Source organism: Amycolatopsis samaneae (assembly GCF_039541975.1).
Taxonomy (GTDB): domain Bacteria; phylum Actinomycetota; class Actinomycetes; order Mycobacteriales; family Pseudonocardiaceae; genus Amycolatopsis; species Amycolatopsis samaneae.
The window spans coordinates 169,580-181,848 of the sequence record NZ_BAABHG010000013.1; the positions used below are offsets into that span (position 1 = coordinate 169,580).

8 protein-coding genes are annotated in these 12,269 nt (G+C 69.0%); 6 read left to right on the forward strand and 2 right to left on the reverse strand.

Annotated elements, in window-relative coordinates; all coding sequences use genetic code 11:
• Positions 1-115: 115 nt before the first annotated feature.
• Positions 116-892 carry an ABC transporter ATP-binding protein gene (locus tag ABD987_RS31360; protein ID WP_378214120.1) on the forward strand — a complete coding sequence of 259 codons (777 nt, stop codon included), beginning with the start codon at positions 116-118 and terminating at the stop codon, positions 890-892.
• Positions 868-3,405 carry an FtsX-like permease family protein gene (locus ABD987_RS31365; protein ID WP_345402156.1) on the forward strand — a complete coding sequence of 846 codons (2,538 nt, stop codon included), beginning with the start codon at positions 868-870 and terminating at the stop codon, positions 3,403-3,405. Before ABD987_RS31360 ends, ABD987_RS31365 begins: the two co-directional genes overlap by 25 nt.
• 3 nt (positions 3,406-3,408) lie before the next feature.
• Here ABD987_RS31365 and ABD987_RS31370 read toward each other — a convergent pair whose 3' ends face one another.
• Positions 3,409-4,053: a response regulator transcription factor gene (locus ABD987_RS31370; RefSeq protein ID WP_345402159.1), complete on the reverse strand. Its 645-nt coding sequence runs from the start codon at positions 4,051-4,053 to the stop codon at positions 3,409-3,411.
• 574 nt (positions 4,054-4,627) lie between these two features.
• On the opposite strand from ABD987_RS31370, the gene ABD987_RS31375 reads away from it, so the two are divergent.
• The 4 genes from ABD987_RS31375 (at position 4,628) to ABD987_RS31390 (ending at position 11,530) form a co-directional block, all read left to right on the forward strand.
• The gene (locus tag ABD987_RS31375; protein WP_345402162.1) at positions 4,628-5,563 is read left to right on the forward strand and encodes a cytochrome P450; all 936 of its coding nucleotides are present in this window, start codon (positions 4,628-4,630) and stop codon (positions 5,561-5,563) included.
• Entirely contained in the window at positions 5,560-8,064 is a 2,505-nt protein-coding gene (lanKC, locus tag ABD987_RS31380; protein ID WP_345402166.1) for a class III lanthionine synthetase LanKC, read from the forward strand. The genes ABD987_RS31375 and lanKC overlap by 4 nt, the downstream gene beginning before the upstream one ends.
• 591 nt (positions 8,065-8,655) lie before the next feature.
• Positions 8,656-10,053, forward strand: a complete 1,398-nt coding sequence (locus tag ABD987_RS31385; protein WP_345402169.1) for an APC family permease — start codon at positions 8,656-8,658, stop codon at positions 10,051-10,053.
• 43 nt (positions 10,054-10,096) lie between these two features.
• On the forward strand, positions 10,097-11,530 hold the full coding sequence (locus tag ABD987_RS31390; RefSeq protein WP_378214121.1) for a gamma-aminobutyraldehyde dehydrogenase: 1,434 nt from the start codon (positions 10,097-10,099) through the stop codon (positions 11,528-11,530).
• A gap of 62 nt (positions 11,531-11,592) precedes the next feature.
• On the opposite strand, the gene ABD987_RS31395 is transcribed toward ABD987_RS31390, so the two are convergent.
• Positions 11,593-12,114: a DUF4232 domain-containing protein gene (locus tag ABD987_RS31395; RefSeq protein WP_345402174.1), complete on the reverse strand. Its 522-nt coding sequence runs from the start codon at positions 12,112-12,114 to the stop codon at positions 11,593-11,595.
• Positions 12,115-12,269: the final 155 nt, after the last annotated feature.

The following is a 12,269-nucleotide window of genomic DNA, read 5'->3' on the forward strand; positions in this document are numbered from 1 at the left end:
CGCGTTTCAGATTCTTTCGGATCGTCTACGGGCATTTAGTTTCTGCATTTCTCTTGAACCGTGATCGGCGGAACGGAGATAGACATCTCGAAAAGATTCTTGCTAATCTGGGCCGGTGCGTAGTTCAGGGGGAAATCCGGCCACGGTCATTTCCGGACAGCGCGGTGGTGGGTCACTGGTCTCACTGATCGGAGTCACTCGGACCTACGGGCGCGGCAACGCCGCGGTTCACGCGTTGGACGGGGTGACCGTGGAGTTCGCGGCGGCGAGTTTCACCGCGCTCATGGGCCCGTCCGGCTCCGGCAAGAGCACCCTGCTGCACTGTGCGGCCGGATTGGACCGGCCGGACAGCGGTACGGTGCGACTCGGCGACGCCGAATTCACCGCGCTCAGCGACCGGGCGCTGCTGGCCGTGCGCCGCGCCAGGACCGCGGTGATCTTCCAGGACTTCAACCTCGTTCCCGCGTTGACCGCGCTGGACAACGTTCTCCTGCCCGGCAGGCTCGCCGGTCGCCGTACGGACGGTGACCGGGCCCGGGAACTGCTCGCCGACGTGGGGCTCGCCGATCGGATCGGCCATCGGCCCGGCGAACTGTCCGGTGGGCAGCAGCAACGGGTCGCCATCGCCAGGGCGCTGATGCACCGGCCGGACGTCCTCTTCGCGGACGAGCCGACCGGCGCCCTCGACACCCGCGGCGGCGGGCAGGTACTCGCGTTGCTCCGCGCGGCCGTCGACTCCCGCAGGCAAACCGTGGTCATGGTCACCCACGACCCGCGTGCCGCCGCGTACGCCGATCGTGTGGTGTTCCTCGCCGACGGCCGGATCGCCGGTGACGAGCGGGCCCCGGACACCGAACGGGTGAGCTCGTGGCTCACCCGTCTGGGCACCTGATGCTGCGGCTGGTGCTGGCCTCGCTGCGGAGCCGCCTCCCGGCGACGGTGGGAGCGTTGTGCACGGCGGTACTGGCGACCGTCCTGGTCGGCGCGTGCGGCATCCTGTTCGAGTCCACGTTTCGGCAGCCGGCGGGGCCTTCCCGCGGTGAGGCGGCGGATCTGGTCGTGCAGGCGAAAAGCGAGTTGAGCCTGCCCGTCCCCGACACGCCGAACGGCGTGGCGACGCTCCCGCTGGCGTCTCCGCCGAGGCTGGGCGCGGACGTCCTGGCCGCCGTGGCCGGGGTTTCCGGGGTGCTGTCGGTGACGGCCGAAACGGGTTTCACCGCGGTGCCGGTGGGAGCGCCGGCCGGGCGGCTACCCGCTGACCTGGGGGGTGTCTGGGCACCGGCGGACTCGGGGCACCTCGTGTCCGGTCGGGCACCAGTGGCTCCCGACGAGCTGGTGGCGGATGTCGGTTCGGCGACCCGGCTCGGTGCCGGGGCGGGCGGCTTCCTGGACGTGGTCGCGGCACGCGACCAGGCGAAGCGGTTCCGGGTGGTCGGGCTGACCTCGGACAAGGGGCCGAAGTTGCTCTTCACCCCGCCTGAGGTCGAACGCCTCCTCGGCCCCCGATGGATCGATCGGCTGGCGGTGCGCGCCGCGGATCCGGGGGTGGCCGAGCGGATCGCCGAACGAGTGCGCGGCGCGCACGCCGAAGTACTCACCGGCCTGGCCAAGGATCGGGTGCTGGCCGGGATGAGCGCGAAGCCGGCCGACGCGGTAGGTGGGTTGGCCAGCAGCCTGGGTGGCTTCGCGCTTGTCGCCGCGGTTTTCGTTGTGAGCGCGATACTCGCGCTGGCGGTGAGCAGGAGACGGCGTGAGTTCGCGCTGTTGCGTGCGATCGGCGCGAGCGCGCGGCAGGTGCGATGGCTGGTCGGTGGGGAGGCGCTGGGTGTCTCCCTGCTCGCACTGGCGATTGGCCTGCCGCTCGCGGTTCCGGCCGCGGACGTGCTCATCGGCTGGGTGACCGGGCTCGGTATCGCGGACGCACACTTCGTCGCCGCGTACACCTTTCTCCCCTTCCTCTGCACAGCGGTACTCGTTGTTTCGGTCGTTCAGCTCGCCGCGTCGTCCTCGGCCAGGTATGCCGCGCGAACGGCACCCACCGAGGCGATGCGGGAAGCCGCCGTGCCCGCGCGTGGGGCGCACTGGCTGCGTGTCACGGCGGGAATCGCCGTGTTCTGCTGCGGTGTGGCGCTTACCCTGCTCGGCGCGTCGCTGGGCGGGGCGGGAGGACTCGCGATCACTTCGACGGTGTCGATCGCGTTCCTCGTCGCCTTCGTCCTGCTGGGCCCGGTGCTCGCCCGCCCCGTGATCGCGATCGCCGGTGGGCTGCTGCGTTCACTGGGGTCCGCCGGGCTGCTCGCCCGCGCGGAGGCGGCGTTCAACCTGCGCCAGTTCGCGACCACGGCGGTGCCGATCGCGCTGGCGGTCGGTGTCGGCTGCAGCCTGCTGTTCAACGGCAGCACCGAGGCGAGCGCGCGAGCGGAGATCCAGGAGCGGACGACGACGGCCGAACTGGTCGTGACCGCCGGCCGTGCGGAAGTCCTGCCCGGTATGACGCCGGCCATCAGCGCGGTGCCGGGAGTCACCGCGACGACCGGAGTCGTTCCCGGCAGTGTGGTCGTCGATCGCCGTGAGTTCGGCGAGACCCGCCCGTTCACGCACCCGGCGATCGCCATGGTCTCCGGCCAACCCGATCCCGCGATGGATCCAGGGGTCGTGGGAGGCAGTCTGAGTGCCATCCGCGGGGACACCGTCGGGGTGAGCGCCGCGCTGGCCGCGAGTGCGGGTTGGAATTTGGGGGACGAGGTACATGCCTGGAACCGTGACGGTACTTCGCGGGTGTTGCGGATCGGTGCCTTGTTCACCCACTCGCTGGGACTCGCCGACTTCATCGTCCCGGTGGAACTCGCGTTCGCGAACAGTGACGAAAGCGCATATCGCGTGTTGTATCTGCGCTCTCCCGATCCGGACGCGACCGCTCGGCGGCTCGAGGAGGGCCCACTGGCCACGCTCGGGTTGAGCGTCCAGTCGCGATCCGCCTACCTGACCGCGGCGAGGTCCGCGATCCGGGAGACGCAGTGGGCGGGCTATCTCGTTGTCGGGATCGTGGGGGTCTACGCCGCAGTCGCCGTGGCGAACGCCCTGGTGACTTCGACGTTGCAGCGACGAGCGGAGTTGTCCAGGCTCCAGTTGCTCGGTGCCCGTCGGCGGCAGCTGGTCGTCATGGTCGGCGCGCAGGCCTGCCTGATCGCCCTCTTCGGTGTCGTGGCGGGTACTTTCGCGGCTTCGGCCGGGCTCGTGGCGACCGCTCGTAATCTCAGCGGGAGCTGGGTCCCGGTACTGGTTCCCGGCCAGTACCTGGCGATCGTGGGGTGTGCGTTCACGCTGACCGTGATCTCGGCCGTGCTGCCCGCCCTGGTGTGTCTGCGAGAGCGCCCGTCGGACGTGGCGCGCCGGCTGCTTTGACGCTCAGCGCATCGCCGGCCCGGGTTCGCCGTGCGGTACCGAAAGCAGGCCCGCGGCCACCGCCTTGTTCAGGGCATCGATCCGCGACACCGCGCCCAGCTTCGCGTATATGTTGGCCAGGTGCCGTTTCACGGTACCCGGGGAGATGTACAGCAGGCGGGCAATCTCATCGTTCTTCAACGCGCGGAAAACCAGCCTGAGTACCGCGGTTTCACGTTCGGAAAGACGTACCCCGCCCAGTAGGTCCAAGGTGGGAAGGGTGTCTCGTGAAACCGATATGAAAACATCGTTGAAGTCGGCGCTGACTGCTTTTATCGTAGTCACCAGGTGTCCGAAAGGATCGCTTCGGCGGATATAGGCCGAAGCGCCGCGCGTCAGCAGTTCCCGGGCTTGCCCTGTCATTAGCTCGTCGCCGATGAGAACGATGCGCCAGGTGGGTGAACGGCTGATGAGCTGAAAAGTCTCCACTGTGCCGACTGCGCCCACATCCACGAGAACCACAGTGCCCTCGCTCGCGTGTTCCAGCTCTTCTCTGCCGCCCAGCAGGCGAAGCCCGGGTTCTGCGGACAGCAGTGCCTCCATGCCGTCGTGGAACAGATCGTTCCCCCCGAGGAACACCAAGCCTATGGCTCTTTCGGCGGCAGACATGCCGACTCCCCCTCCGTCTCGCCCCGATGACGCGTCAGTATATCCGCCACGCAGGCGCGTGGTCGACAACAACGACTCGCGGTCGCACTTCGTAAGTAGTCGAGTACCCGCCATAATCGGCGAGTAAAAATAATCGAAATGATCGACAGGTGCACACCTTTCGGCGGGATGTGCGTGGCCGAGCTGGATATCTTTGCCGGACGGTTGTTGACAACGCTTCGGTGGCCGTCTTACGTTGGCTTCGGCCGCGAGATGTGATTATTCGGACCGGTCGAATCCTTCGCTGCTTCGCTGTCGGCTCAAAGGGCTTGACATGAACTGCTGATTGTGCTGGGGGAATAGCGTGCCCATACGGGAGATCGACCTTCTTGCCGAATCCGTGCTCGCGGATCCCTACTCGTTTTACTCCACGTTGCGTGAGGAACAACGGCTGTATCGTGACGGACGGACCGGGGCGTGGTTGGTGAGCCGGTACCACGACTGCGTCGAAGTACTGCGCGACACGACGAGGTTCACCTCCGACCCCGCCACGGCGGGTTTCGCCCCAGCGCGTGCGGACTACACCATGCAAACCATGGATCCTCCCGAACAGCTGGCCCTTCGGGAGGTGTTCACCGCCGCTTGCCGTGCCCAGCGCGCCGAGGTGCTCGCCACGGCCGTGCGGAGGTTCGCTTCCGCCATACTGACGAATCTCGCGGCGCGGCCGGTGGCCGATCTGCTGGCCGACTATTTCAAGCCCGTGGCCCTGTACGCGATCTGTGAACTGGTCGGGATTCCCGCGACCCAGCGTGCCGTGGTGGCGGAATCGGCCGAAACGATGGCAGCCAGTATGGACGGTGTCCTCGATCCGGAACGGCGTGCCGCGGCGATCGGCTCACGCACCGCGTTGAGCAGGGTCGTCGACTCGTGTCTTCGCTCTTCGGACGGGTCGGGGGTGCTCGGCCACGTCGCGCGGAACCACCGGCGGCTCGACGTCCCGCGCAGTGTGCTCGTGCACAGCTTCCGCCTCCTGCTTTCGCCCGGTTACATGTCCGTGGCCACCGCCGCGGCCAACGCGTTCGTGGCACTGCGCGCGCACAACTTGCCCCTGACCTGCTTGAGTCGCGACACCGGAGTGGACGAGTTGTTGCGCTACTGCGGGCCCGTTCAGGCACTGGGGCGCTTGTGCCGTTCTGACTTCGACTTCCGCGGCACCCCGGTGCGTAAGGGGGAACTGGTACTCGCTCTGCTGGGCGCGGCGAATCGTGACCCCGAAAGATTTCCCGGAGCGGACGATATCAGGCTGGATCGGCGGCCCAATCCGCATCTCGCGTTCGGCTGGGGGACGCATTCCTGTCTTGGCACTTCCACCGCACGGCTCGTGTTGTCGGCGGCGTTCGGACGCCTGGCGGACCAGTTCCCCGCGGCGGAACTGGTTTCGGAGCCTCGGTACGCCGTGCGGGCGGTCGTCCGCGCACCCGAGGCGCTGCCCGTCCGATTGACGCGGGGGTCGGAGGGAGCGATCCGATGAGCGAACTGGAACGCTACGCGCTGGCCATCACCGCGGACCCCGACTATTACGACGATCCCGCGCGTACCGACGACGAACCGTTCGAGGTGGCCGGGATGAAACTGCCCGCCGGCTGGAGTCGAGGCCGTCACGGCCTGTGGGTGTCCTTCGCACCACCGGGCGAATTGCCCGCGCAGGGATGGAAGATCCACGTCTCCGCGCGATGGCACGAGGCGGAGAAGACCATCCGGGACGTACTGGCCTACTGCGTCGCCCACGCGGTCGCGGTGAAGTTCCTGCGGAGTGAGTTCGCGGTCCGGCTGACGAACGGGAAATACGCTCCTCGATCCTCCAGCGGCAAGGTGCTCACGCTCTACCCGGCGGACGATTCGGCGCTCGAAGAAGTGCTCCGGGACCTCGGAGAACTGCTCGCGGGCCGCGAAGGTCCCTACGTGCTCAGTGATCTCAGGGTGGGAAGTGGTCCGGTGTTCGTCAGGTTCGGCGGTTTCGCGGACAGGACCATGCTGGATCGTGACGGACGCCGGGTGCCGGCGATCGAGGCCCCGGACGGAAGACTGGTACCCGACGTCCGCCAGCCGGTGTTCACACCCCCGAACTGGGCCGCGGTGCCGGCTTTCCTCGAGCCGCTGATCGAACGGTTCGAACGGGACGCCGCCAAGCCGCTTCCTTTCGAGATCACCGGTGTGCTGCACTTTTCCAACGGAGGCGGGGTGTACCGGGGCAAGCTGGTGAAGGGGCCCGAAGTGGTGCTCAAGGAGGCCCGTCCGCACGCCGGCGTCGATCACCTCGGCCAGGATGCCGTGATCAGGCTGCACCGGGAACGGGAAGTACTGATTCGACTGCGGGACAAGGGCTTCGTTCCCGCGCTGCACGAGCACCTGGTCGTGGGCGAGCACTACTTCCTGGCTTTGGAACACGTTGAGGGGGCGACCCTCTATCAGGAGCTTTCCCTCCGTAACCCCTTGCTGCGGCCCCAAGCGGACAAAGCACAACGAACCGCCTATCTCGCGTGGCTGGTACCGATACTGGAAGAGTTGTCACGGATACTCGACGAGCTCCACGATCGTGGTATCGCGTTCGGGGACGTCCATCCGCAGAACGTCATCCTGCGTCCTGACGGGCGGTTGTGCCTGATCGATTTCGAAGCGGCGACCGACCTCGGGTGTGAGAGCGGGAGTCCCATGGCCGCACCCGGTTTCCGGCCGCCTCCTGGTATGAAGCCTGGCGCGGCCGACTGGTACAGCTTCGGGTGCCTGGCGCTTTTCGCGTTCTTGCCGTTGACCTCGATCATGGAACTCGACCGTACGCGCTCGGTGCCGTTGCTCGCCGCGGTCGGTGAAGAGTTCCCTGCTGCCAAAGGCCTGGTGGCACGGGTCGGGAAGACATTGAGCCTGGACGGGAGCGAGACCTCACCCGTGGTACCGGAGCGGTGGGGGTCGCGGACCGCGCGGTCGATCGTCGACGCCGTGCTCGACAGTGCCAGCCCCGAACGCGACGACCGGCTCTACCCAGGCGACGCGATGCAGCTGCCCGGCGATGGTCTCGGCCTTGCCCATGGTGCGGCAGGAGTGCTGTATGCCCTCTCGGCGGCAAGTTACGACGTTCCCGCGGAGCACGTTTCATGGCTGGAAAGGCGCGCACTCGCTAATCACGCAGGGGCACCAGGGCTCCTGCACGGACAGATCGGTATCGCGCTGGCGGCGGCGCATCTCGGCAAGGTGGACACAGCGCGGGAGATCCTGGCGCGCAACCGCACCGCCGAGTCGGAGCTGGTCGCCGCTCACTATGCCGGAGGGCTGGCCGGCCTCGTCCTGGCGAAAGTCGAGCTGGGTGAGCTGCTCGGTGACAGGTTGCTGGAGCAGGCGCTGGTGCACGGGCACGATCTTCGCGGGCTCGTCACCGGAAAGCCGGCGCGGGTCGCCCCGCCCGACGCACCAGGGCTGTCGCGCGGCTACGCCGGGATCAGCCTCGCGCTCTGCCGGTTGTACGACCTGACGCACGATCGTCTCTGGCTCGACGCGGCGCAGGAGGCATTGCTCCGCGACCTGGCGCGCTGCACCGCGGACGACACCGGTGCCTGGTACGTCGACGACGGCCGGAGGTTGCTGCCTTACCTGGCCGACGGTGGCGCCGGGGTGGCATTGGCCGCGGACGCGATCCTCCGGCATCGGGAGGATCCGGCACTGGCCGTGTCGAGGGACGCCCTGCGCCGAGGCTGTGCGGTCCCCGCGTGGAGCGCGCACGTGGGCCTGTTCGGCGGGCGAGCGGGCCTCGTCGCCTACTCCCGCCGTGTCGAGGAACTGCCCACGCTCCTCCGGCACGCGATCGTCACCGGAAACGGCGGAATCGCGTTCGCCGGTGATCAGCTGCTTCGGCTCTCCATGGATCTGGCCACCGGTGCGGCGGGTGTCCTGCTGGGGGCTTCCGCCGCGCAGACCGGCGGGCCGGTGCTGCCCGGGCTGGGGTGGTGCGCCGGTCAAGCAGACCGGTCGCCGGTGTGACTCCCCGGTGATCGGGCCGACCACACCATCGTGACGAGAAAGGAGGTGAAGCGTCATGGCGGCAGTGCTCAAGCTGCAGAGCCTGGAGACGACCGACTCGGTCCTCTTCAGCTCCCTCACCATCCTCGCCTACTGCCACTAGCAGGCGAAGAGAGACAGAGGGTAGTTCGAAAAACAGGGTGGTACCCGGCCGGTGTCCGGGTACCACCCTGCCCCGTAAGTCCCAGGATACTCATCCGGCGGCCCCTGTCCGGCGGCTTCACTTCGTGAGACAGCCGAAGGGGACCGCCCAGTATGTATAACGACCTATACGGCGCCTCGTGGAGCGTGAATCCGGGGCGGGTGCCGGAAATTCGCCTGGGCCGGCCGCGGCGTGCTGCGGATTCCGCATCGCGCGGCCGGGGAGCGGGTCTCGCCGCCGGTCGTGGCAGGGCGTCCATCGGTGTGGCGACTGTCGCGTTCGGACATCAATAACGACGGCCTGGCCGTACTTTGGCAACGGATTTCGTCGCGAATCGCGGGTTGACGCCGCCGAATTCGTGCTGTTTCATGCGTCACAACCCGCGTCGGGAACGGATCGAGGGAGTGACCATGGCGATGACGGCCGACCGTCCCCCGGCCACCCCGGCGTCGGTGAACGCCCCGGCGAGCGGGGCTCGGAGGCTCCCGCGCTCGATCGGTGTGTTCGGCGGGACCCTGCTGACGCTCAGCTGTCTGACCCCGGCGTCCTCGCTGTTCGTCGTCGTCCCGCCGCTGCTCGCGCTCACCGGGACCGGCGCCGCGCTGACGATCGTGCTCGCCGGGGTGCTGTGTGTCGCGGTCGCGCTCTGCTACGCGGAGATGGGCACGCTCGTGCCGAGCGCGGGCGGCGAGTACGCGATGGTGGGCACGGTCGCCGGGCGGTTCTCCGGCTGGCTGATGTTCGCGTTGTCCTTCGTCGTGGTCCTGGTCATCCCGCCGATCTTCGCGGTCGGCACCGCCGACTATCTCGCGCCCGTGCTCGACCTCGACAAGCGCGCCGTCGGTGTCGCGGTGATGCTGCTCGGCACCGTGATGGGCCTGCTCAACCTCCGCGCCAACGCCTGGATCACCGGGATCTTCCTCGGGCTGGAGGTCGTCGCCGCCGGGGTGGTGGCCTTCCTCGGGTTCGCGCACGCCCGGCGCCCGGCGTCGGTGCTGGTCCAGCCGACGCTGGCCGAGCCGGGCGCGGGGAGCGTCCTCGGCCCGGTCACGATCATCGCCGGGCTCGCGGTCGCGTTGTTCGTGCTCCAGGGTTTCACCACCGCGGTCTACCTGTCCGAGGAGATGCGCGCGCCGCGCCGGACCGTGGTGCGCACGGTGCTGTGGACGCTGGCCGCCGGCGCGCTCGTGGTGCTCGTGCCGGTCGTCGCGATCGTCCTCGGGGCCCCGGACGCCACCACGCTGGCCGCCGGTGACGTCGCGGCGATGGTGACCGGCTGGAGTTCCCCGGCGGTCGGGGTGTTCGTCAGCCTCTCCATCGCGATCGCCATCGTGAACGCGGTCGTGGTGATGGTCATCCAGAACTCGCGGGTGCTCTACGCCTCCGCCCGCGACCGCGCCTGGCCGGACGTGGTGAACCGCGCGCTCGGTACGATCGGCGCGCGTTTCTCTTCGCCGTGGCCCGCGACGCTGGTGGTCGGCCTGTCCGGCGCCGTGCTGTGTCTGGTGCCGATCGCCACGCTCAACGGCGTGACCAGCGTGGTGGTCGCCGCGCTGTACTTCGGGGTCGTCGCGGCGACACTGGTGGCACGGCGCGGAAACCACCGCGCCGCCCCGGCGTGGCGGATGTGGGGCTGGCCCGTGCTGCCGGTGCTCACCGCCGTCGTGCTGCTCTACGTGCTGTCCCGGCAGGCGGCATCCGATCTGGTGATCACGCTCGCGGTCCTGGTGCTGGCCGCCGGATACTGGCGGTTCTACCTCCGGCCGCGCGCGGGCGAGCGTTGGGTGGTGACCGTTCCGGCCGACTAGCTCCGAACCCGATCAGCACCTTCCGACCATGGAGAAAACTCAAGTGAGTGACAAGGAAGTCTTCCGCAACTTCGTCAACGGGGAGTTCACCGACGCCGCCGACGGACGCACCCTCGACATCGTGAACCCGGCGACCGGGGCGGTCTACGCCACCTCGCCGCTGGCCGGTGAGTCCGATGTGGACACCGCGGTTTCCGCCGCCGCCACCGCTTTCGAAACCTGGCGGGACACCACGCCCGCCGAACGTCAGCTCGCGCTGCTGAAGATCGCCGACGCGCTGGAACGCCGGGCCGACGAGTTCGTCGCGGCCGAGTCCGCCAACACCGGGAAACCCCTGGCGCTGACCAAGAGCGAGGAGATCGCCGCGTCCGTCGACCAGGTGCGTTTCTTCGCCGGCGCGGCGCGGGTGCTGGAGGGCAAGTCCGCCGGGGAGTACATGCGCGGCTTCACCTCCTACGTCCGGCGCGAGCCGATCGGTGTCTGTGCGCAGGTGACCCCGTGGAACTACCCGCTGATGATGGCGATCTGGAAGATCGCGCCCGCGCTCGCCGCCGGGAACACCGTGGTGCTCAAGCCTTCCGACACCACCCCGGCCTCCACCACGCTGCTCGCCGAGCTGGCCGGGGAGTTTCTGCCGCCGGGCGTGTTCAACGTCGTCTGCGGCGACCGGGACACCGGCCGAGCGCTGGTCTCGCACCGGATCCCGCAGCTCGCCGCGATCACCGGATCGGTCCGCGCCGGGATGGAGGTCGCCGGGGCCGCGGCCGCCGACGTCAAGCGGGTGCATCTGGAACTGGGCGGCAAGGCGCCGGTCGTCGTCTTCGACGACGCCGACGTCGAGGCGGCGGCCGCGGCCATCGCCGAGGCGGGGTACTTCAACGCCGGGCAGGACTGCACCGCCGCGACCAGGGTGCTGGCCGCGCCGGGTGTGCACGACGACTTCGTCGCCGCGCTCGCCGCGCAGGCCAGTGCCACGCGGACCGGCGGGCCCGAGGACGCCGAAGCGGCCTACGGCCCGCTCAACAGCGCCGGTCAGCTCGCCCGTGTCGCCGGGTTCGTCGACCGCCTGCCCGGCCACGCCGAAGTCCACAATGGAGGAACAAGGGTCGGGGAGCGCGGCTACTTCTACGCGCCCACCGTGGTTTCCGGGCTGCGCCAAGGCGACGAGATCGTGACCGACGAGATCTTCGGCCCGGTCATCACCGTGCAGCGCTTCACCGACGAGGACGAGGCCATCCGCTGGGCCAACGGCGTCGAATACGGTCTCGCGTCCTCGGTGTGGACCCGCGACCACGCCCGCGCGCTGCGGATGTCGAAGCGGCTCGACTTCGGCTGCGTCTGGATCAACGCGCACATCCCGATGGTGGCGGAGATGCCGCACGGCGGGTTCAAACACTCGGGCTACGGCAAGGATCTTTCGATGTACGGGCTGGAGGACTACACGCGCGTGAAGCACGTGATGTCCGCGATCGACTGAGTGGCGGCGGGAAGCGCCCCGCACCGGACCGCCGGTGCGGGGCACTGTCCTTTTCGGACTTTTCAGGCCCGTGGGGCGGGGCCCGGCCGGACGGCGCCGACCGTCAACCGGTGGGCAGGGGCGGAGCTGTCGACCGGGCCCTGCCGCCAGGGCAGGTCGACACTTTCGCCGCTCGAACCGGGCACGGCCACGGTGATCCCGCACGGCGTGACCTGCTCGGCCGGCGCCTCGATGCTCGTCCAGTGCAGCACCAGGTGCGCGGACCCGCCCGGGGTGAGCGTGACCCTGGCCGAACCGGCCGGGTCCGCTTCGACGGTCAGCCCGGACGCGCCCCGCGCGGTCACCGGCAGCACGCCTTCGAGGTCGCAGGTCTGCCCGGGCCGGGCGGTGAACTGCACCGCGGCGTAGCGCTGTCCGGCACCCGGGGACCCCGCGATCAGCGCGGCGTCGAGCTGACTCGCGGCGCAGCCGTCCAGGTCGTGGGGCGTCGCCCGCGCCGCCGTGCCCAGCAGCGCTACGCCGGCCGTCGTGGCGCCGGCGATCGCGAGAACGGCGATGCCGCGACGGGTGCTGCTCCTGGTCATGATCCTCCTCGTCACCGGCGCGAAGCCGGTCCATGGGTTCTCGGGTGCCGCGCCACGGCGTGGCGATTCGGTCACCGAGAGAGACGATCATGACCTTATTCAGGTCACTCGATGTGATGTGGGTACCCCACAAACAACCACTCAGAGTAGAGCTG

What these genes read in the sequence shown, in the direction of transcription:
- ABD987_RS31370 (WP_345402159.1), bottom strand. Translation starts at nt 4,053, where the DNA reads ATGTCTGCCGCCGAAAGAGCCATAGGCTTGGTGTTCCTCGGGGGGAAC.
- ABD987_RS31375 (WP_345402162.1), top strand. Translation starts at nt 4,628, where the DNA reads ATGGATCCTCCCGAACAGCTGGCCCTTCGGGAGGTGTTCACCGCCGCT.
- lanKC (WP_345402166.1), top strand. Translation starts at nt 5,560, where the DNA reads ATGAGCGAACTGGAACGCTACGCGCTGGCCATCACCGCGGACCCCGAC.
- ABD987_RS31385 (WP_345402169.1), top strand. Translation starts at nt 8,656, where the DNA reads ATGGCGATGACGGCCGACCGTCCCCCGGCCACCCCGGCGTCGGTGAAC.
- ABD987_RS31395 (WP_345402174.1), bottom strand. Translation starts at nt 12,114, where the DNA reads ATGACCAGGAGCAGCACCCGTCGCGGCATCGCCGTTCTCGCGATCGCC.